General features: G+C 61.7%; 21 protein-coding genes. 8 read left to right on the top strand and 13 right to left on the bottom strand.

Annotated features, from left to right (window positions below):
* Window positions 1-4 precede the first annotated feature (4 nt).
* On the bottom strand, window positions 5-286 hold the full coding sequence (locus VLA07_RS08650) for a GNAT family N-acetyltransferase (RefSeq protein ID WP_003226804.1): 282 nt from the start codon (window positions 284-286) through the stop codon (window positions 5-7).
* 635 nt (window positions 287-921) lie between these two features.
* Between VLA07_RS08650 and oprI the strand changes: the two genes are divergently transcribed.
* The gene (gene oprI, locus VLA07_RS08645; protein ID WP_025113130.1) at window positions 922-1,173 is read left to right on the top strand and encodes an outer membrane lipoprotei OprI; all 252 of its coding nucleotides are present in this window, start codon (window positions 922-924) and stop codon (window positions 1,171-1,173) included.
* A 122-nt stretch (window positions 1,174-1,295) separates the two neighbouring features.
* Here oprI and VLA07_RS08640 read toward each other — a convergent pair whose 3' ends face one another.
* The 3 genes from VLA07_RS08640 to VLA07_RS08630 form a co-directional block, all read right to left on the bottom strand.
* Entirely contained in the window at window positions 1,296-2,267 is a 972-nt protein-coding gene (locus VLA07_RS08640; RefSeq protein WP_027613458.1) for a L,D-transpeptidase family protein, read from the bottom strand.
* 136 nt (window positions 2,268-2,403) lie between these two features.
* Entirely contained in the window at window positions 2,404-2,697 is a 294-nt protein-coding gene (locus VLA07_RS08635) for a hypothetical protein (protein WP_003226812.1), read from the bottom strand.
* A 57-nt stretch (window positions 2,698-2,754) separates the two neighbouring features.
* The gene (locus VLA07_RS08630; RefSeq protein ID WP_007964780.1) at window positions 2,755-3,360 is read right to left on the bottom strand and encodes an arylesterase; all 606 of its coding nucleotides are present in this window, start codon (window positions 3,358-3,360) and stop codon (window positions 2,755-2,757) included.
* Between the two features lie 10 nt (window positions 3,361-3,370).
* On the opposite strand from VLA07_RS08630, the gene VLA07_RS08625 reads away from it, so the two are divergent.
* The 3 genes from VLA07_RS08625 to greB are packed head-to-tail and all read left to right on the top strand — an operon-like array spanning window position 3,371 to window position 7,090.
* Window positions 3,371-4,054, top strand: a complete 684-nt coding sequence (locus VLA07_RS08625; protein WP_007964778.1) for an ABC transporter ATP-binding protein — start codon at window positions 3,371-3,373, stop codon at window positions 4,052-4,054.
* Window positions 4,054-6,558 carry an ABC transporter permease gene (locus VLA07_RS08620; RefSeq protein ID WP_333989033.1) on the top strand — a complete coding sequence of 835 codons (2,505 nt, stop codon included), beginning with the start codon at window positions 4,054-4,056 and terminating at the stop codon, window positions 6,556-6,558. Before VLA07_RS08625 ends, VLA07_RS08620 begins: the two co-directional genes overlap by 1 nt.
* Window positions 6,559-6,592: 34 nt before the next feature.
* A complete protein-coding gene (gene greB / locus VLA07_RS08615; protein ID WP_016770885.1) occupies window positions 6,593-7,090 on the top strand; it encodes a transcription elongation factor GreB in 498 nt (165 codons plus the stop codon).
* A 5-nt stretch (window positions 7,091-7,095) separates the two neighbouring features.
* Here the strand turns inward: greB and VLA07_RS08610 are convergent, their stop codons facing one another.
* The 3 genes from VLA07_RS08610 to VLA07_RS08600 all read right to left on the bottom strand — a co-directional run bounded on the left by VLA07_RS08610 (window position 7,096) and on the right by VLA07_RS08600 (window position 9,617).
* Window positions 7,096-7,404: a hypothetical protein gene (locus VLA07_RS08610; RefSeq protein ID WP_016985510.1), complete on the bottom strand. Its 309-nt coding sequence runs from the start codon at window positions 7,402-7,404 to the stop codon at window positions 7,096-7,098.
* 248 nt (window positions 7,405-7,652) lie between these two features.
* Window positions 7,653-8,087, bottom strand: a complete 435-nt coding sequence (locus tag VLA07_RS08605; RefSeq protein ID WP_007964771.1) for a DoxX family protein — start codon at window positions 8,085-8,087, stop codon at window positions 7,653-7,655.
* Between the two features lie 108 nt (window positions 8,088-8,195).
* On the bottom strand, window positions 8,196-9,617 hold the full coding sequence (locus VLA07_RS08600; RefSeq protein ID WP_096794951.1) for a transglycosylase SLT domain-containing protein: 1,422 nt from the start codon (window positions 9,615-9,617) through the stop codon (window positions 8,196-8,198).
* A gap of 235 nt (window positions 9,618-9,852) precedes the next feature.
* Here VLA07_RS08600 and VLA07_RS08595 point away from each other — a divergent pair, with 235 nt between their 5' ends.
* The 3 genes from VLA07_RS08595 (at window position 9,853) to VLA07_RS08585 (ending at window position 12,934) form a co-directional block, all read left to right on the top strand.
* Window positions 9,853-10,659, top strand: a complete 807-nt coding sequence (locus VLA07_RS08595) for a TatD family hydrolase (protein ID WP_333989032.1) — start codon at window positions 9,853-9,855, stop codon at window positions 10,657-10,659.
* Window positions 10,660-10,873: 214 nt separating this feature from the next.
* Window positions 10,874-12,355 carry a methyl-accepting chemotaxis protein gene (locus tag VLA07_RS08590; protein ID WP_333989031.1) on the top strand — a complete coding sequence of 494 codons (1,482 nt, stop codon included), beginning with the start codon at window positions 10,874-10,876 and terminating at the stop codon, window positions 12,353-12,355.
* A gap of 213 nt (window positions 12,356-12,568) precedes the next feature.
* Entirely contained in the window at window positions 12,569-12,934 is a 366-nt protein-coding gene (locus tag VLA07_RS08585) for an Mpo1-like protein (RefSeq protein ID WP_027612458.1), read from the top strand.
* Between the two features lie 5 nt (window positions 12,935-12,939).
* Here VLA07_RS08585 and VLA07_RS08580 read toward each other — a convergent pair whose 3' ends face one another.
* The 3 genes from VLA07_RS08580 to VLA07_RS08570 all read right to left on the bottom strand — a co-directional run bounded on the left by VLA07_RS08580 (window position 12,940) and on the right by VLA07_RS08570 (window position 15,086).
* A complete protein-coding gene (locus VLA07_RS08580; protein WP_333989030.1) occupies window positions 12,940-13,734 on the bottom strand; it encodes an acyl-CoA thioesterase in 795 nt (264 codons plus the stop codon).
* A 226-nt stretch (window positions 13,735-13,960) separates the two neighbouring features.
* Window positions 13,961-14,728 (bottom strand): CHAD domain-containing protein, encoded by a 768-nt coding sequence (locus tag VLA07_RS08575; RefSeq protein ID WP_333989029.1) that lies wholly within the window; start codon window positions 14,726-14,728, stop codon window positions 13,961-13,963.
* 79 nt (window positions 14,729-14,807) lie between these two features.
* Window positions 14,808-15,086: a hypothetical protein gene (locus tag VLA07_RS08570; RefSeq protein ID WP_007963692.1), complete on the bottom strand. Its 279-nt coding sequence runs from the start codon at window positions 15,084-15,086 to the stop codon at window positions 14,808-14,810.
* A 216-nt stretch (window positions 15,087-15,302) separates the two neighbouring features.
* Between VLA07_RS08570 and VLA07_RS08565 the strand changes: the two genes are divergently transcribed.
* Entirely contained in the window at window positions 15,303-16,340 is a 1,038-nt protein-coding gene (locus VLA07_RS08565; protein ID WP_333989028.1) for a patatin-like phospholipase family protein, read from the top strand.
* 135 nt (window positions 16,341-16,475) lie between these two features.
* Here the strand turns inward: VLA07_RS08565 and VLA07_RS08560 are convergent, their stop codons facing one another.
* The 3 genes from VLA07_RS08560 to kdpC form a co-directional block, all read right to left on the bottom strand.
* Complete coding sequence (locus VLA07_RS08560; protein WP_097088324.1) at window positions 16,476-17,174, bottom strand: response regulator; 699 nt, start codon at window positions 17,172-17,174, stop codon at window positions 16,476-16,478.
* Window positions 17,175-17,222: 48 nt separating this feature from the next.
* Entirely contained in the window at window positions 17,223-19,874 is a 2,652-nt protein-coding gene (locus VLA07_RS08555) for a sensor histidine kinase KdpD (protein ID WP_333989027.1), read from the bottom strand.
* 130 nt (window positions 19,875-20,004) lie between these two features.
* Window positions 20,005-20,550: a potassium-transporting ATPase subunit KdpC gene (kdpC, locus tag VLA07_RS08550; RefSeq protein ID WP_097088328.1), complete on the bottom strand. Its 546-nt coding sequence runs from the start codon at window positions 20,548-20,550 to the stop codon at window positions 20,005-20,007.
* Window positions 20,551-20,663: the final 113 nt, after the last annotated feature.

The following is a 20,663-nucleotide window of genomic DNA, read 5'->3' as shown; positions in this document are numbered from 1 at the left end:
CGATTCAGATCTTGGCGGCGCGGCGCTGATGACGCTCCATGTAGCGCTCGACGTAGGAGCACGACGGGATCACCGTGTAACCCATTTCTTCGGCGTACTGCAGCGCGCTTTCGGTCAGCGCGGCGGCAATGCCACGGCCGCGCAAGGCATTGGGCACGAAGGTGCGATAGATATCCAGGGTCTGTTTCCCCAGATCCATATAGGTCAGGTAGGCACGATGACCGTCCACATTGGTCTCGAACTGATGACCAGCCTGGTCATGGTGGATGGACAACGCCTCGCTCATCACTACTCCTCGCGGGTCTTGAATTCTGACCCCTACCTTACCGATGTTTTTCCGGCGAAGGAACATCTACGCCACCCCGTGCCTGATGGACACCGAGAAAAACCACACCGGTCTCGCGCAATCGAGCACGTCATAAATAGTAGGCACCATTGGCGAAAATGCTCAAGGTGCGCTCGTCATCATGCTCGTTGAACGGGTGACTCCGATGGGCGTAGTGGCAGGCGCGGGGACGATATTCCCCAGGCACTCGCCTGAACATTGCCGGATGTCGAGACTTAAGACGCAGCCTCTTCTTTAAAGTCACCTCAAGAGCGACAAAGATATGTGAGGTGTCATGCAAAATCGGAACAAAAGTGTAGACGAATTCATCTAGGCAGACTTGGTGCAAGACGCAGAAACAGCACCGGACAACGGGAACTTTTTCTCATTAACACGCTCAGGCCGGGGCCTGCAGCTGGATATTTTTTATACAGCCCGGTTAAAAGTTGCTCGAAAAAGAATCAACGCCTACAATTTTTTTTGCTTCTTGCGCTCCGTCAGTTTACTTACTACAAGTAATGGGTAGTATGTACGCCGGCTATTTCCTCAATCGGAGGAGAAAGCCACTTAATTGAAAGTCCTTGAAGGGGAACACGATGAACAACGTTCTGAAATTCTCTGCTCTGGCTCTGGCCGCAGTTCTGGCTACCGGTTGCAGCAGCGCATCGAAAGAAACCGAAGCACGTCTGACCGCTACTGAAGACGCAGCTGCTCGCGCTCAAGCTCGTGCAGACGAAGCATACCGTAAAGCTGATGAAGCTCTGGCTGCTGCTCAAAAAGCACAACAGACTGCTGACGAAGCTAACGAGCGTGCTCTGCGTATGCTGGACAAAGCTAGCCGCAAGTAATAATCCCTCGGGATTGTTATCAAGCCGACCCATTTTTTGGGTCGGCTTTTTTATTGCCGGTACTTTCCCCCGGGCAATAAAAAACCCGCCGACGCTGCACGCGCCTGCGGGTTTTGATCGACTTACTGCTGCAGGTCGATCGGGGTGTTCGAGACCATCGGCGCCGAGGTATTCGGTGTGCCGATTTCAGTTGGCAGGCCATCTTCGGCCGCTACCACATCACGCACGACATCCCAGTTCACGCGCAGGTTGTTGGTGACATCTTCGCGCTTGAGCATCGCATTGATCACTGCAGTGTGCTTGTCGACCACTGACGGGTTGCCCTTGTCATCGATGGGTGTGTGCGCTTCCAGATAGACCTTGCCGCCACTGCTGCCGAACTTGTACGCATCGTTGAGAATGCGCACCGAAGTGCCGACCGGCACCATGGCCGCCATTTCCAGCACGTTGTTGTTGAACATGCGGAAGCAGCCGTGGCTGGTGCGCATGCCGATGCCGAACTTCTTGTTCGAACCGTGGATCAGGTAGCCGGGAGTGCCCAGGGTGAACTTGAACGGCCCCAGCGGGTTGTCCGGGCCGGCCGGTACCACGTTCGGCAGCGGATCACCGTCGGCGGCGTGCTCGGCCTTGATCGACGCCGGAGGGGTCCAGGTCGGGTTCGGCGTCTTGGCAGTGATCGAGGTGTGCGCGATTGGCGAGCCCCAACCTTCACGACCAATACCCAACGGGAAGGTGTACACCACGTTCCGGCCTTTCGGGTAGTAGTAGAGGCGGTACTCGGCAAGGTTGATCACGATGCCTTCGCGTGGACCCGGCGGCAGAATGAACCGGGTCGGCAGGACGATTTCGGTACCGGCGCCCGGCAGCCAGGCATCGACGCCCGGGTTGGCCGCGACCATTTCCGAATAACCCAGGTCGTACTTGGTGCCCAGGTCAGCGAAGGTGTCTTCGTATTTGGCCTTGATCACCTGCACCTGGCCGATGATGTCCTCACCGGGTGGTGGCAGGGGAAACTCCAATGCAGCAACGGGACCGGCCACACACAGGGCGGCAAGTGACAGGCAGCGGGTGACGGCAGGAAAGCGCGGCAACATCCGGAAAATCCTTCGCATGATCAACAAGGGTATAAGAGCGCGATTGTACACCGCACCTCGGGAATTCGGGGAGATGCGCCGATGGCCAGCCAGAAGTCTTCATGTAGGAGCTGTCGCAGGCTGCGATTTGTTGATCCTAGAGTTCGAAACGCAACTCAGGCCAGATCGGCGAGGTGCCGCGCTTCTGCGACTCGAGAATCGCCCGGCACAACGAACACAGACGCTGATCCTGAAACACCCGACGATCCACACTCGACCAACGCGGTTGGGCTGGAAGCAGACTGCCACACAACGTGCGGTCTGCCGAGCCACCGAGTTCGAGCTGACGGGTCACCAGATGCACCCGCACTTCCTGGCAGGCGAACAGATCCAGCTGTTCGTCAGGCTCGATCAGTTGGTAGGCAAACAGGGACCAGGCAGGACGCGGCATCGGGGGCTCCAAATAAGGGGGCGCCACATTAGCCGAAAGACTGCCACTAGAAAAGCCTCATAACAGCGGTTTTAGCGTCGGCCAGACATTTTCCAGCAACTTGCCCTGAGCCCCGGCGGCCGGGTGCAGACCATCGGCCTGCATCAGCTCGGGATGCCCACCCACGCCGTCGAGGAAAAACGGCACCAGCGGGATTTTTTTATCGTCCGCAAGTTTGCCGTAGACCTCGGCAAAGGCATCGGTGTAACGCTTGCCGTAGTTGGGCGGCAATTGCATGCCCAGCAGCAACACCTTGGCGCCACTCTGACGCGAGCTGTCGATCATCGCCGCAAGGTTTTGTTGCAATTGCGTTGGCGGCATTCCGCGCAGGCCGTCGTTGCCCCCCAATTCGAGGATCACCAGTTCCGGCTTGTGCTCTGCAAGCAGCGCTGGCAGGCGCGCCTGGCCTCCGGCACTGGTGTCGCCGCTGATGGAAGCATTGACTACTTTGTCGTCAAAACCCTCCTGCTTGAGCCGTTGCTCGAGCAGCGATACCCACCCCAGGCGGGTATCCAGTCCGAAACCGGCGCTGATACTATCGCCAACGATCAGGACAGTACCCGCCGCTGCGTTCTGGGCCATGCACATCAAGGCCAGGCCAGCACTCAAAAACCAAACACGCATCGGATTCTCCATGGGCGCAAGCATTCTCACCGCGAAGAACCTCAGCAAAGTGGTTCCCAGCGCGGAAGGTGAACTGACTATCCTGCACGAACTCAGCCTGGAACTGAACCAGGGCGACAGCCTGGCCATCGTCGGCGCGTCCGGTTCCGGCAAATCCACCCTGCTCGGCCTGCTCGCCGGCCTCGACCTGCCAAGCAGCGGCGAAGTCATCCTCGCGGGGCAAGGCCTGAGCAATCTCGACGAAGACCAGCGCGCGCGCATCCGTGCCGAACACGTGGGTTTCGTCTTTCAATCCTTCCAGTTGCTGGACAGCCTCAACGCCCTGGAAAACGTCATGCTGCCGCTGGAACTCGATGGCCGCAAAGACGCTCGCGAACGCGCCACCGAACTGCTGCAACGAGTCGGTCTCGGCCAGCGCCTGACGCACTCGCCGCGCCAGCTCTCCGGCGGCGAACAACAGCGCGTGGCGATTGCCCGGGCCTTCGCTGCCGAGCCGGACGTGCTGTTCGCCGACGAACCCACCGGCAACCTCGACAGCCACACCGGCGAGCGCATCAGCGACTTGCTGTTCGAACTGAACAAGGAACGCGGCACCACCCTCGTGCTGGTGACCCACGACGAACGCCTGGCCCATCGCTGCCGGCGCCTGATCCGACTTGAAGCCGGGCTGCTGGTTGCCCCTCTGGAGCCTTGATGGCACGTCTGCCGCTGTTGCGTCTGTTCAGTCTCGCCCTACGTCAACTCATGCGCGATGCCCGCGCCGGGGAATTGCGCGTGCTGTTCTTTGCTCTGGTCGTCGCAGTGGCGGCGAGCACCGCCATCGGCTACTTCGGTGCCCGCCTCAACGGTGCAATGATGCTGCGCGCCACCGAGTTCCTTGGCGCCGACCTGGTGCTTGAGGGCAGCTCGCCGGCCCGCGACGAACAGATCCGCAGCGGCACCGAGCTGCGCTTGAATCATGCGCAGGTGGTGGAGTTTTCCAGCGTCATTGCCACCGACAACGGCATTCAGTTATCGAGCATCAAAGCCGTCGACCGCGCCTACCCGCTGCGCGGCGAGCTGAAAAGTGCCCCGGCCCCGTTTGCCGCTGAAACCTCGGGCGGCGAGCCGCAACCCGGTGAAGCGTGGGTCGAAGCACGCCTGCTGACTGCGCTGGATCTGAAGATCGGCGACAGCATCGACGTCGGCATGAAAACCTTGAAGCTGACCCGCGTGCTGACTTACGAGCCGGATCGCGCCGGCAACTTCTACAGCCTCACGCCTCGGGTGATGATCAATCTCGATGACCTCGCTGCCACTGGCGTAGTGCAACCCGGCAGCCGCGTGAGTTATCGCGAGCTGTGGCGTGGTGAACCGCAGGCACTGGAAACCTATCGACAACTGCTCAAGCCCGGTCTGGCCGCCAATCAGCGCATACAGGATGCCCGCGACGGCAACCGGCAGATCGGCGGCGCGCTGGGCAAGGCCGAGCGCTACCTGAACATGGCCAGTCTGGTCGCGGTGCTGTTGGCCGGTGTGGCCGTGGCGCTGTCGGCCAACCGCTTCGCCAGTCGCCGTTTCGATGCCAGTGCCTTGCTGCGCTGCCTCGGTTTGTCGCGTCGGGAAACCATGCTGTTGTTCAGCATTCAACTGACCGTACTCGGCCTGTTCGCTGCCCTCAGCGGCGCAGTGCTCGGCTGGCTGGCGCAACTGGGCCTGTTCGCTCTATTACATGATCTACTGCCTGCCGATGTGCCACCGGGCGGCCTGTTTCCGGCACTCGCCGGGATCGGCACCGGACTGGTGGCGCTGGCCGGCTTCGCCCTGCCGCCACTTGCCGCGCTGGGTCGGGTGCCACCGCTGCGGGTACTGCGCCGCGACATGCTGCCGATTCCGTCGAGCACCTGGATGGTCTATGGCGCGGCGCTGGGTGCACTGGGCCTGATCATGTGGCGTCTGAGTCTGGATCTGCTGCTGACCTTCGCCCTGCTTGGCGGTGGCGTGGTCGCTGCGCTGGTGCTGGGTGGCTTGCTGCTGTTGTTGCTCAACAGCCTGCGCCGAATGCTCGCCCGCGCGCCGCTGCCGTGGCGTCTCGGCCTGGGGCAGCTGCTGCGTCATCCACTGGCCGCTGCCGGTCAGGCGCTGGCGTTCGGTCTGATTCTGCTGTCGATGGCGCTGATCGCCCTGCTGCGTGGCGAGCTGCTCGACACCTGGCAAAACCAGTTGCCGAAAAACGCCCCCAACTACTTCGCCCTGAACATCCTGCCGGCGGACAAACAGGCCTTCACCGATCACTTGATCAAGGTGTCCGCGCAGGCGGCGCCGCTGTACCCGGTGGTGCCGGGACGGCTGATCAGCATCAACGGCGAACCGGTGCAGCAGATCGTCAGCAAGGATTCGGCCGGCGACCGTGCCGTGCAACGTGACTTGAGCCTGACCTGGGCCGCCGACCTGCCGGCCGGTAACAAGCTCACCGCCGGTACGTGGTGGACCGGGCAACCCTCGGACGACGTACCGGGCGTGTCGGTTGAAGGTAAAGTCGCCGAAAGCCTCAAGCTCAAACTCGGCGATCACATGGTGTTCAGCGTCGGCGGGGTCAATCGTGAAGCGAAAGTCACCAGCCTGCGCGAGATCAACTGGGACAACTTCCAGCCGAACTTCTTCATGATCTTCCAGCCCGGCACCCTGAAGGATCTGCCGGCGACTTACCTGACCAGTTTCTATCTGGCCCCCGGTCACGATCAGCAGATCGTCGAGCTGTCGCGGGCATTCCCGGCGGTGACCATCCTTCAGGTCGAAGCCCTGCTCGAACAGCTGCGCAGCATCCTCGCCCAGGTCACCCTGGCGGTGGAATACGTGTTGTTGTTTGTGTTGGCGGCGGGGATGGCGGTGCTGTTCTCCGGCTTGCAGGCAACCTTGGATGAACGCATTCGCCAAGGTGCGCTGCTGCGTGCGCTGGGCGCGCAACGGCAGTTGCTGATCAAGGCGCGGCGCATCGAGTTCGGCTTGCTCGGTGCGGTCAGCGGTTTGCTCGCGGCCATCGGTTCGGAAGTGGTGAGTCTGGTGTTGTATCGCTATGCGTTCGACCTGCCATGGCATCCGCATCCATGGCTGCTGATGCTGCCGTTGATTGGCGCCGCGCTGATTGGCGGTGCCGGCGTGTTCGGTACGCGTCGAGCATTGAATGCGAGTCCGCTGACAGTCTTGCGCGAGGGTTGATAGACTCCAGCCTTCGTCACCACAAGAAGTTGCCATGAGCCGTTATCGCCCTCCCCGCACCGCCGGCACCGCACTGATCACCCCTGAAGGTGAAGCGCGGATGCGCGCCGAATTCCATGAGCTGTGGCATGTGCGCCGACCGCAGGTAACGCAAGCGGTCAGCGAAGCAGCGGCGCAGGGTGATCGTTCGGAAAACGCCGAGTACACCTACGGCAAGAAAATGCTGCGCGAGATCGACAGCCGCGTGCGATTTCTCACCAAGCGTCTCGAAGCACTGAAGGTCGTCAGCGAAAAACCCAGCGATCCGAACAAGGTCTACTTCGGCGCCTGGGTCACCATCGAGGACGAAGACGGCAAGCAGTCGCGCTACCGCATCGTCGGTCCGGATGAACTGGATCTGAAACTGGGTCTGATCAGCATCGACTCACCACTGGCCCGCGCCTTGATCGGCAAGGCGCTGGACGCCGAAGTCCGGGTACAAACGCCAACCGGTGAGCAGTTTGTCTATATCGTGGCGATCGAATATCCCTGAGCGTTTCAGCGGCGGGTGATCAAACCCTGCCGCGCAACACGCACCAATTGCTTGATCATTTCCGGGGCGTCTTCAGCGCTCGGCGCCTGAATCACCGCCAGGTCAAAACTGTCACTGGCAAACCGCGCCAGCGACTCGCCATCTTCAACGAACTGGATCAGGAACGCGGCAGGACCGCCGCTGCGACGTGGCCAGCCATCGAGATAACGCAACAGCGTTGGCTGATGTTTGCCGCCAAGCAGGATTTTCGGGTTGCGCTGGGTGATATGTGCCGTGATCGGCGCGGGACGTGCTGGAGGGCGTAGTGCATTCATCGTGTCGTGTCTCTGCCTCAAAAGTCTGCATGGCAGGTGAGAGGCAACACCGAACCAGCGCTTTAGCGGTATTTCGAAGCCCTGTTCCGGCTTCTGACGGCAACTGTCTGAGTCACCTGGCGCCCCGCAAGTAGCTGTTTAAATCGGCGCATGAGCAACATCCTAGATAACGTGACCGATGAGTGTCAAGAATCGGCCGCAACAAAAAAGGCCCGCACAATGCGGGCCTTTTGCTTGAGCCAGAGCGCTCAACCGGCGATGGCGCGATCCACCGACAGCTTGCCGGCGCCTTCGATCATCACCGCGAGGCTGCCACCGAGCAGCGCCAGGGCGAATTCGTAACCGTTGTTGGCCATGAACAGACCGTTGCTGATGTGTACGGTGAAGATCGCCACCAGCGACAGGAAGGTCAGACCCAGCGCCGCCGGGCGCACCAGCAGGCCGATGATCAGCGCCAGACCGGCGAAGAACTCGGTACCGCCGGCCAGCGTGGCCATCAGGTAACCCGGGTGCAGACCGATGCTGTCCATGTATTGCGCGGTGCCCGCCAGACCGTAACCACCGAACAGACCAAACAGTTTTTGCGACCCGTGGGCGGCGAAGATCACGCCGACCGCGATACGCAGAATGGTCAGGCCGTAACCGGCGCGAGTGAACAGAACCTTGTTGATCAGAGAGCTCATGGGGCATTCCTTGTTTTGCGAGAAGTGTGTTGGGATTGGCCGCTATATTAATCAGTTAAATTCATGTTAAAAGCGCAATTATTCCGCCATAACAATCAAATTATTAGATCATTTCCGTGAAGCGACTTTCTGTCCCCGGGGCTCCAGCGACTCCCGCTCCCGGTCGAACGCCAAGTAATACTTGTTCACGCTATTAACATAGCTGACGGGGCCCATGCCCACCTGCTCCATGGCGATGCGCTCGACCTGAAAGAACCACTGGTTCGGATTCAGCCCGCGCCGCCGTGCCTCGGCGCGCATGCCTTGCACCCGCTCCGGGCCGATGTTGTAGGCCGCCAAGGTGAAGGCCATGCGCTCGCGCTCATTGAGTTTCGGACTGTTGAAAAACTTGCGACGGATCATCGCCAGGTACTTGGCCCCGGCCTGCACATTCGCATCGAGATTCTGGATGTTGCTCACACCGACTCGCTGCGCCGCGGACGGGGTAATCTGCATCAACCCGGTCGGACCACTGCCGCTGCGGGCGCTGGGTTGCAGGGCTGACTCCTTGAAGGCCAGCGCCGCCAGATTCAGCCAGTCCATGCTTTGCGCGTCGGCGTGTTTTTGCAGGGTCGGGCGCAGTTTCTCCAGACGCTGGCGGTCAGCCTTGGCCAACGGATAATGCACTTGATAGAGCCGTCGATAGATCCGCAGAAACTCTGCATCCTCGTTCGCCGGCTTCCTGTAGCCGACCAGGAAACGATCGATGCTCGCCCGCAGCATCGAGGCATCACGGCGCACGAACCAGTATTCCTCACCCGGCTCGCTGATCATCAATTGTCGGTCGAAACGCAGCTTGGGCAGGATCTTGCCCCAACGCTCGGCGATCGGTTGCTCGACGACGGTCAGGTGGAAAATCCCGCCCTGCACCATCTCCAGCACGTCTTCAACGGCCAGCGTCGGATCGACCCATTCGATCTTGATCGGCGCCAGTTTGTGCAACGCCAGTTTCTGATTGAGCTGGCTGACCGCCTCCCCCGCCGCGCTGCCGGTGGGCAAGGCCAGGGTTTTGCCGGAAAGCTGCTCGACCTTGGTGTAACGGCGCTCGCCCTTGATGCCGACGAGCACCAGCGGCACGTTGCTGGCGATCGGCTCGCTGCTGGCCACCGCGTGGCCGGGTTGCAGATCAAGCAGCTCGCCGGGCGCGACCAGATCTCCTTCACCACGCTGCAACGCGCCGAGCAGCTGATCCTTGGCTTTGGGAATGATCTTGAGGGTAATTTCCTGACCATCGCGGGCGTGGCCATTGAGGTATTGCTCGAAGGCGCGCAGGCGATGGTATTCGACGCCGATGGCCTGGCCCTGGACTTCACCGGAACTGTTGCGGCTCTGGTTGACCAGCACGCGCAACACGCGACTGCTGCGAATTTCCGCCAGGTCACGAACCTTGGCGGCCGGTACGGCTTGCTGTGGCCCGGGCAAGCGCGCAACCGCCGTTATCGGCAGCAGCAGCGACGCACACAACAGGAGCAAAACCGAGGGACGATGCATCCACTCTCCGGAAAGAATACGGGGCGACTTCACCGCTGAACGGTCGAAATCACCGACGAAAACAGAGCGCCTGGAGCGCTGGCAAAGTGCGAGAGACTGGCACAGTGATGGCTTTGCTGCCAACCCGGGCTACGTCACGGCATCAAAAGACAGCTATAACTCGTTGTAGTTCTTGGCTTTTCTTATAAATCTACAGCTCTGGTATGCTTTCCGGCCTTCGGCCCGAGGTAGAACCATGCAACTCATCGATATCGGCGTCAACCTGACCAACCCCAGTTTCGCCGAAAAACATCAGGCCGTGCTCGACCGCGCCTACGCTGCCGGGGTCTGCCAACTGGTGCTGACCGGCACCAGCGTCGAGGGTAGCGAACAGGCGCTGGAGCTCTGCCGGCAACTGGATCAAAGCGGCCAGCGGCTGTTTGCCACCGCTGGCATTCACCCACATTCGGCCAGTGACTGGAACGCTGACAGCGCGCGCCGTTTGCGCAGTCTGCTGCAAGAGCCAAACGTGGTCGCCGTGGGTGAATGCGGACTGGATTTCAACCGTGATTTCTCGCCGCGCCCGCAACAGGAAAAAGTCCTCGAAGAACATCTGGCGCTGGCGGTAGAACTGCAATTGCCGGTGTTCCTGCATGAGCGGGATGCCAGTCAGCGTCTGCTGGAAATCCTCAGGGACTTCCGCGATCAACTGCCCGCCGCCGTGGTGCACTGCTTTACCGGCGAGCAAAAAGCCCTGTTCAGTTACCTCGATCTGGACCTGCACATCGGCATCACCGGCTGGATCTGCGACGAGCGCCGGGGCACGCACCTGCATCCGCTGGTCAAGGAGATCAAGCGCGGACGACTGATGCTCGAAAGCGACGCGCCGTACCTGCTACCTCGCACCTTGCGCCCAAAGCCGAAGAACGGCCGCAATGAACCGGCGTATCTGACCGAAGTGCTGCGCGAAGTGGCGTTGCATCGGGGCGAGTCCGAGGAAGATCTGGCTGCGCACACGACGGCGTGTGCCCGCGCGTTCTTCAACCTCCCCGCCCTGCCCTGACAAGCCAGAATCCCCCTGTGGGAGCGGGCTTGCTCGCGAAAGCAGTGTGTCAGGCAGAAATGAGCTGAATGACACACCGCATTCGCGAGCAAGCCCGCTCCCACAAAGGGGCTCAGCGTAGAACCTGTTGACCTGTATCAAGATCTTCAGATCTGCATAGCGGCACAATGCTGGCACCTTGCCGAAACTGTTTCCGCTATCAGAGAAGACCTCCATGGGTGCCTGGCTTAGCAATATCTCGCTGAAATACAAATTCTGGGCGGTCAATGCGGTCGCTTTCGTCACCACCCTGCTGCTGGTGCTGTATGCCGTGCAGCTTGAGCAGCAGGCACGCAGCCACGCCTCACAGGCTTCCGCTCAGGCCCAGGCACAATTGCTCAAGGCCTGGCCGGCTGGGCAGGCGCTGCCCAAGGCCGATCAGGTACTGACCTTCAAACGCGGGGAAGCGCCGCGCCTCAACGATCAACCCGTGCTGGAGATCAGCGATAGCAACGGCTGGAACGAGATCAATCATCTGCCGCTGTTCGGCAACAACCCGCTGCTGGGCGCCGAAGTGTTCAATCGTGCCGACGGCCAGCAAGTCGCGGTCATCGCCTATGGCCCGAGCCTGGCGCAAGTGTTCAGTGATCGTTTTGCCAACTACGCGGTGGCGGTGTTCATCCTGATGCTGGCCATGCTCGGCGCTTCGCAACTGCTGATCCGTTGCCTGCTCAGTCAGCTCAACACCTTGAAAGACGTGATGCTGCATGTAGAGAAGAGCGGTGATCTCTCGGCCCGCGTGCCGCTGGCCTGCAAGGACGAAGTCGGGCAAATGGCCAATGCGTTCAACGCGATGCAGGCCGGTTATCAGCGCGTGGTCACCACGGTCGCCAACACCGCGCGGCAACTCGACGTCGGCGCTGCGCGTCTGGCGGCGAGCATGAACGAAGTGCGCCACGGCATGCTCGGTCAACAGAGCGAGACCGATCAGGCCGCCACCGCAATCAATGAAATGACCGCCACGGTTTATCACATCGCCCAGCACGCCGGCGCCACCCGCGATCTGTCGCAGACCGCCGATGGTCTCGCGGGCAGCGGCCAGCAAGTGGTCAGCCGCGTGCAGCAGTCGATTGCCGGACTCTCCAGCGGTGTGCAGCAGACCGCCGAGATGATTCAGCGCCTGGCCGAGGATAGCCAGAAGATCAACGGTGTGGTCAGCGTGATTCACAGCATCGCCGAACAGACCAACCTGCTCGCCCTCAACGCCGCCATCGAAGCAGCCCGCGCCGGTGAGATGGGCCGTGGCTTTGCCGTGGTCGCCGACGAGGTGCGCAACCTCGCCAAGCGCGTGCAGACCTCCACCGATGAAATCACCACCATGGTCTCGGCACTGCAGGCCGGCACCCGCGATGCGGTGGACTTCATGCAGGAGAGTTCGTACAAGGCCGACGACTGCGTGCAGCAGGCGCAGGAGGCCGGCGAAGCACTGGCGGAAATCACTGGCGCCGTGGCGCAGATGCGCGAGAGCAACACGCAGATTGCGGTGGCGGCGGAGCAACAAAGCCAAGTGGCGGAAGAGATGAATCGGGCGGTGGTGAGCATTCGTGATGTGACCGAAAACACCGTGCAACAGACCGTGGATTCGGCGACCACCAGTAATGAACTGGCGACGTTGGCCGGGGAATTGAGCAAGGCCATCGGTCAACTCAAACTTTAAGGGACTCATCGCGAGCAGGCTCACTCCTACAGGGGATTTGTGTGCGCAGCAGATCCTTTGTAGGAGTGAGCCTGCTCGCGATGGCGTCAATTGCAACACCATCGAATCCAGCCATTGCACCTATCACCGCCATAGCCAACCTTGATTCGCCGCCCCACCCGCCCCGGCCTATTCTTCAAGCATGTGTTCAACATGGATCGAGGAGTAGTCAACATGGGCAAACGTCACCCCAATCTTCCAGCGTGGCAATGGCGCGCGTACCCGAACAATCACCAGCATCCGACCAATCTGGTGTTGCACCTGATTGCCGTGCCGCTGTTCATCGTTGCATTTCTGTTGATCGTGTCCGGCGTGTTCAGCTTGAGTCTGGCCAGTATCGCCATCGGTGTGATCGGTATCGTCGCGGCGCTGGGTCTGCAGCGCCACGGCCACAGCCTGGAGGCGCAAGCCTCCGAGCCGTTCAGTGATCGTAAAGATGCCGTGTCGCGCTTGCTGGTCGAGCAGTTTCTGACCTTTCCGCGGTTCTTCCTCAGTGGCGGCTGGTGGCGCGCCTGGCGTGAGCGCCACCGTCGGCACTGAGTGACTCAGGCAAAAATCGTCACGGTCTGCCGACTCATGGCAATCAACTCTCCCTCCGCGCTCCACAGCTTGGCGGCGACATGGCCGTAGCCGTCGGCGGCGTATTCGATGTCTGCCAGATATTTGCACCAGTCCAAGGTGCTCAACTCGCGTAACGGCTGAACGAATTCGATGGTCCAGGTCAGCGTACTGCCCGGTGCCGGTTTCTTCAGGTACGGCAACAAGGCCGGTGGCCACGCATCCACCAGCGCCAGCAGATGCGCCTCATTGACCGGCTCTTCCTTCACATCGCCACGCAAACGCACCCAGCCGCCCATCTGCCGCGAAGTGTTGCCGGTGAACGGCATGCCGCCAACGCTCCAGCGCATCGCCAGATGGCGCATGAACTCCGGGGTCACGCCCTTGATGTAGGGCAACTCCTGGCATTCTTCCCAGTGTTTCATTTCAACTGCCGGATAGGCCTCGACTGCGACTTCCGAAGGCCGCGAAGCGCCGAAGCTGCCCTGCACGATCGTCACTACCTGACCGTTCTGCACAGCCCGGCCCAGCACTTGGCTGACCGCTTTGCCTTCACGCAACACGTCGACTTCGAAGCTCACCGGGACTTCCGGTTCGACCGGGCCGACAAAGGTGATCGCCAACGAACGCACCGGGCGCTCCGCCGGCACTTGCGCGCGCATGGTTTCGTATTGCAGCGCCGCGACCAGGCCACCAAAACTGGCCCGACCCTGACCCCATTCGGCGGGAATGGTCACTTCTGGCTGGCGACGAACCGCCTCGATCAGATCGGAAAAGCGCATGACAACCTCGGCAAGCGAAAAAAGGAATGCAGCGATCTTAACCAGCATGGCAGAGCGCCGCAGCGTCTATTCCGGTCAAATGGACTGACAGAAAGGCCTTAAGGTCAGGAAGATATTCGAATGTGGGAGCGGGCTTGCTCGCGAAAGCGCTGTATCAGTAGACACGTCTGTGACTGACACACCGCTTTCGCGAGCAAGCCCGCTCCCACAGGGGATCTGGGTGGATTCAGGATTTGAAGCAGCTGGAACTGAGTTTTTCCAGCACCCGATCGGCCTTGGCTTCAGCCTTGATCAGGCCCGCCTGCCAGGTCGCGACGCACGGTTGCAGATCGCTTTCCAGTTCGGCCCGCGCCAGCCATTGCCAGCAATCGTGCCAGTCGCCCAGCGCGCCCTGCGCCGACTTCAACCGCGCCAGCGCCGGTTCAGGCAGGCGATCCAGTTCCGGATAGGCTTCGATGCCATAACGCACGCGCTTGATCAGCAGGCGCAGACGATGGCGGTCGTGGTCCGGATCGTGCAGGGCCTCGTCGAGTTTCTTCCATTGTTTGTGCAGGCGTTTTTCGATGCGTTTGCCCAGGCCCTTGAGCAGGCCCTGACGCTCGGAGGCACGCAAGAAACGCGGGAAAGCGTCGAGGATGATCAGCAGCGAAGCGACTTCGGCGCTGGCCGCCAATGCTGGATAGGCTTCGTCCATTTGCGCCATGCGCCGCTGTGCGGCTTGCGGTTGATCATGCTTGAGCAGGTACGCCGCCAGTACCTCGCGATCGCGCCACGGGGTGGTCAACTGACCGACCGCCGAGGCGGCACCTTCCAGTTGCTCGACTCCGGGCAAACCACGCAAGGGTCGCAAAATGCTGCGCAAGCGCCGCACCGTGGTGCGCAAGTCGTGCAGCGCCTCGGGGTCGGTACGCGCGGTCAGGCGCGCCTGACAGGCCAGCAGTCGCACTTCCAGGCTCAGGACATGAGCCACCAACCGGTCAACCAACGCAGACATCGCTTGCTCCTGATTCACATGGCTTGAAGGATGAGTCTGCCGTCAGAAGGCAGGCGCATCCTTGCGTCAAGTCAGCAGCTTAGCGCCCGGCGCGGGATTCGCGAATATAGAAACGGGCTTTCTCGGCCTTGTTGCTGCAACCTTCGAAGCCTTCGAATTGCTGCTGAGTCTTGGCCGCGGTCAGCAGCGACAGCGCCTTGGAGTAGCTGACCGTGCCGGCGAAACCTTCGGCCTTGGCCAGGTCCAGTTCATGCCACGCCGCATCCAGCTGACTGCCGCAGCTGTCACGATAAGCAGTCTTGCCAGCGCAACCGGCCAATGCCAGCGCGATCAACGGCACACAGATCCAGGCTTTCATCACTCACACCTCAAAATAGGTCAACAGTCGTGCAGGTAAGACGTTACGGCGCGGGAAAAGTGCCTTGGCGCCCCATGAATCTGCGGTGACCAAAGCATAGCGCCGAGTGGTCACGAAGTATCGAAAAAACGACGCCCCGGCTGCCCCCAACGACCCTGCCGATTGTCGCCCACCCCCCGAAGGGTGCATTGTGGAGCCTTGTCGGGAGGAAGTTTGATGAAAAAGCGTGTCGCACTGGTGCTGGGCTCCGGAGGCGCCCGGGGCTATGCCCATATCGGAGTCATTGAGGAAATCGAAAGACGCGGTTACGACATTGCCTGCATTGCCGGTTGTTCGATGGGCGCGGTGGTCGGCGGGATCTATGCCGCAGGCAAACTCGACGAGTACCGCACCTGGATCGAAACCCTCGATTATCTGGATGTGCTGCGGCTGGTAGATGTGAGTTTTCGCCTCGGCGCAATTCGTGGCGAAAAGGTCTTCGGGCAGATCCGCAAGATCGTTGGCGAGATCAACATCGAAGACCTGCGCATCCCCTACACCGCGGTCGCTGCCGACCTGACCAACCAACAGGAAATCTGGTTTCAGGAAGGCTGCCTGCATCAGGCGATGCGCGCCTCGGCGGCAATTCCCAGCCTGTTCACCCCTGTGATGCAAGGCAACCGGATGCTGGTGGACGGCGGCATTCTCAACCCGTTGCCGATCGTGCCGGTGGTCTCCAGCCACTGCGACCTGATCATCGCGGTCAACCTCAACGCGACCAACCAGCGGCACTACAAATTGCCGGTAATTCAGCGCCCGCCCGCGTTTCGTTCGCGCTTCGACAGCCTGCTCACTTCCCTCGGTTCGAAGATGCCATTCCGCCGCAAGCAGGCCGAACAGTTGCTGTTGCTCGAACAGGAAGCCTTGCGCGCCGAGGCGGCAGAGATCAATCCGTGGCTGGAAGGCAGCGAGCCGGAAAGTCAGCAACCGGCAGCGGCTCCCGAGCGCGAAGGCGCACCGAAATCCGCCACCGGTTCGTTCATCATCGACAACGTCGGGCCGGCGTCGCTGCTGGACCTGATCAACCAGAGTTTCGAGGTGATGCAGACCTCGCTGGCGCAGTACAAGATCGCCGGCTATCCGCCGGACATCCTGATCAACGTGCCGAAGCGCGTGTGCCGGTTTTTCGAGTTCTACAAGGCGCCGGAACTGATCGCCCTGGGGCGGGAGATTGCGCGGGATACGCTGGATCGGTATGAAAGTGAGCAAGGTTGAGTATCTGAAAGGTCTCCGCTGGATGTAAGGCCCTCATCGCGAGCAGGCTCACTCCTACATTGGATCTGCGCCGTTCACAAAAACCTTGTAGGAGTGAGCCTGCTCGCGATGAGGCCAGACCAGGCGACACAAAACCTACAGATTGTTGTCACTCAACAACCGATACCCCACCCCCGCTTCAGTCACAATAAACCGCGGCCGCGTCGGATCATCCGCCAGCTTCTGACGCAAATGCCCAACGACAATCCGCAAATAATGGCTATCTTCGGTATGCGTCGGCCCCCAGATGTCCTTGAGCAATTGCTGCTGGGTGATCACCCGCCCCGGGTGCCGCGCCAGTTGCGCCAGCACCGCATATTCCTTGCGGGTCAGCGCCACTTCGGCACCGTCGAGCAGCACTCGTCGATAGGCCAGATCCACGGTCAACGGGCCGAACGTCAGCGCCGCTTGCTGGGCCTCGCCAGCCGGTGCCTGACGCAACAACGCGCGGACCCGGGCGAGAAATTCCTGAATGCCGAACGGCTTGGTCACGTAGTCGTTGGCGCCGCCATCCAGCGCCTGGACTTTCTGCCCTTCGCTGGCGCGCACCGAGAGCACCAGCACCGGCGCGGTGGCCCATTCGCGAAACTCGCGCAGCACCTGCTGGCCGTCCATGTCCGGCAGGCCGAGGTCGAGCACCAGCAGGTCGGGTTTGTTCAACGCCGCCTGCGCCAGGCCCTCGGCACCGGTGCCGGCCTCGAGCACTTTGTAGCCTTGTGAGGCGAGGCTGATGCGCAGGAATTTGCGGATTTGCGGTTCGTCATCGATGACCAAAATGGTCGCGGTCTGGCTCATGAATTCACATCGACACAAAAGATTGGCAAGAGAGTAGCGCAGTCGCGATCAGGCTTCATTGTCCATCCCCGGTTGCGTCTGCAACGGCAGGTGCAGGGTGATGCTGGTGCCCCGCCCGTCGATGCCGTCGGCGACGCTGATCCGGCCGCCATGCGCGCCGACCATGCCCTGACAGATCGCCAGGCCCAGACCGGTGCCCTGCCCGCCGCGATCGCCGCGCGCGGCGGTGTAGAACATGTCGAAAATTTTCGCTCGCTCGTCCTCGGGAATTCCCGGGCCTTCGTCGCTGACCGAGAAGAAAATCTCTTCGTCATTGGCGCCGGCGCTCAGTTGCAAACGCCCGTGTGGCGGCGAGAAGCGTGCAGCATTTTCCAGCACATTGACCAGCGCCTGCTCGATCAGCGCCGCATGCACGAACAGCAGCGGCAACTCGGACGGCACATCGGTGCTGACCTGCAACGGCGCGAGCACTGCCCGCAGGCGATTGAGCGAACTGCCGACGATGTCCGCCGGGGCCACCCAGTCCCGCGCCAGTTTCAGTGCGCCGTGGCCGAGGCGGGTCATGTCCAGCAGGTTCTGAATGTAGCGGTCGAGGCGTTCGGCTTCGTCGCGGGTGCCTTCGAGCAACTCGCGGCGATCCTCCAGCGGAATGGCTTCGCCGAGGGCCAGCAGGCTGTCGATGCTGCCGCGCATGGCGGTCAGCGGTGTGCGCAGATCATGCGATACCGAGGCCAGCAGCGCACTGCGCAACTGCTCGGTTTCACCGTGCAGGCGCGCGGCTTCCAGATCGTCCGCCAGTTGCGCCCGCGCCAGTGCCTGCGCCAGTGGCTGACTCAACGCGGTGAGCAGGCGTCGACGCTGGCCGCTCAAGGTCTGGCCCTCTTTGGCGCAGACCCCGAGCAGCGCCAGCGGCCCGTCCTCCACCGACAGCGGCCACCACCACCAGCGACCGAACGGCAGCGTGCCGGTGCCCATGCCGGCCGGTTGATCGTGTTGCCAGGCCCAGTCGGCGGCGGCGCGTTCCGATTCGCTGAATTCCAGTGGCCCGCCGGTCTCGACTTTCCAGCCGCCCTGGCCGTCGCGGTTGAGCAGGCACAATTGCAGATCGCTCCAGCCGTTGAGGTGCTGCGCGGCGGCGCTGACCACGGCCTGACGATCCGTCGCCGCAGTCAGTTTGCGCGACAGATCGAGCAGCTCTGTGGTCTCTTCTTGCGTGTCGCGCAACGCCTGCAACTGCCGCCGCTGACGCGCAGCGAGATTGCCGGTGAGCGCTGCCATCAGCAGGAAGAACAGCAAGGTCAAAACGTCTTCTTCGCGCTGGATGGCGAAGGAAAAATTCGGCGGAATGAACAGGAAGTCGTAGGTCAGAAACGACAGCGCCGCGCAGGCCAGCGCCGGGCCCAGACTGCTGCGCACCGCCACCAGCAACACCGCTGCGAGGAACACCAGCGAGATGTTCGGCAGCGGCAAAATACTCGACACCGCCCACGCCAGGGCGCTGGCCAACAGCGTGGCAACCAGCGCCAACAGATAGTCGAACCAGACCAGCGTCGGCGTCGCCCGCAGACGCGGTTGCGGGTGTTCATGGTCGTTGTCGAGGACGTTGATTTCCAGGCCGTGGGCCTGACGAAGCAAACGCGCGGCGAGCCCGCCACCGAACAGGCGACGGCGCAGACTCGGCCGCGACTGGCCGACCAACAGCAGACTCGCCCGGCGTTCGGCAGCATGCTGAATCAGGGTTTTCGCCACTTCGCCGGCGCGCAGCAATACCACTTCACCGCCGAGGCGTTCGGCCAGTTGCTGGGCATTTTGCAGGCGCAGGCGCGATTGCTCGTCGCGCACTGTGCCGTTGTCGACATGCACCAGACTCCACGGCAAATGCCGGCGCTGGGCCACGCGGCTGGCGTGACGCACCAGGCGTTCGGCATGCGCATCGCCATCGACGCCGACCAGCAAACGTCCGCGCACGGCCGGAGCCGCCTGACCGAGTTGGCGATAGCCTTGAGCGAGATCGTTATCGACCTGCGCGGCCGCCGTTTGCATCGCCAGCTCGCGCAACGCGGTAAGGTTGGTCTGGGTGAAAAACGCATCGATCGCCGCCCGCGCCTGCTCCGGCACGTAGACCTTGCCTTCGCGCAGACGCTCCAGCAATTCACGCGGCGGCAGGTCGATCAGCAGCAGTTCGTAGGCTTCCTGCAGCACCCAGTCCGGCAGGGTTTCGCGCACCTGCACGCCGGTGATGCCACGCACCTGATCGTTGAGGCTTTCCAGGTGCTGGACGTTGACCGTGGTGTAGACGTCGATGCCGGCGGCGAGCAGTTCCTGAATGTCCTGCCAGCGCTTGGCGTGACGACTGCCGGGGGCGTTGGTGTGCGCCAGCTCATCAACCAGCACCAACTTGGGTTGGGCTGCGAGCAGGCCGTCGAGGTCCATTTCTTCGAGCATCACGCCACGGTATTCCGAGCGCACTAGCGGCTGCTGTGGCAGGCCGCCAAGCAGCGCTTCGGTTTCTGCGCGGCCATGGGTTTCGACGACACCGGCAATGATTTTCACACCCTGGCGCAATTGCGTGTGCGCGGCCTGGAGCATCGCGTAGGTCTTGCCGACCCCGGGGGCGGCGCCGAGGAAAATCTTCAGCCGGCCACGGCCGTCGCGGGGCAGGTCTGCTAACAGCGCGTCGGCGCGGCCGGAGTCGCTCATGCTTGATGTTCTCTCTTCCAGATAGTTATGCGGTGTTCTTTCGGCCCTCTTCGCGAGCAGGCTCGCTCCCACATTTGGAACACGTATTCTTGTGGGAGCGAGCTTGCTCGCGAATGGCCGCGCCGCAGAATTACAGCTTTTCCAGCGCCATGTTCAGCTCCAGTACATTCACCACCGGCGGCCCCACCAGCGGCTGTTCGATGTGCGCATCGAGCAGTTGCTGCAAGGTCGCCACCGGCAAGTTGCGCGCTTGCGCGACACGCGCCAGTTGATAGGCAATTGCCGCCGGTGGCAAGTGCGGATCGAGGCCGCTGCCGGAGGTGGTCAGCAGCGCCAAGGGCACCGGCCCTTGGCCGGGCACCTGCAACTTGTTGGCGTCGTCGATCACCCGCGTGGCCAGCGCCGGATTGCTCGGCGCGAGGTTGCTGGCGCTGCTCGATACGGTAGCAAACGCGCCCGCCGAAGGACGCGGATGAAACCACGCATCACCGACGAAATCCTGGGCGATCAACGACGAGCCGCGCACCTTGCCATCGGCATCGTGCACCAGGCTGCCGTTGGCCTGTTCAGGGAAAGCGACCTGCGCAACACCGGTCACCACCAGTGGATAGGCCACGCCGGTGATCAGGGTCATCAGCACCAGCAGGCTCAGGGCCGGACGTATCATTGTGGACATTGCAAAATCCTCGAATTCAGAAAGCGGATACCGCGTTAATTCAGGTGGACCGAGTCGACTTCATCGCCAGCAGGCTGGCTCCCACAGGAGGCCGCATTGCAAATGTGGGAGCG

This window comes from Pseudomonas sp. S3(2024) (genome assembly GCF_036861315.1).
GTDB classification, from domain to species: Bacteria; Pseudomonadota; Gammaproteobacteria; order Pseudomonadales; family Pseudomonadaceae; genus Aquipseudomonas; species Aquipseudomonas putida_A.
Note: the sequence above shows the minus strand (reverse complement) of the source record. Positions and strands in the feature narration are given on the sequence as shown.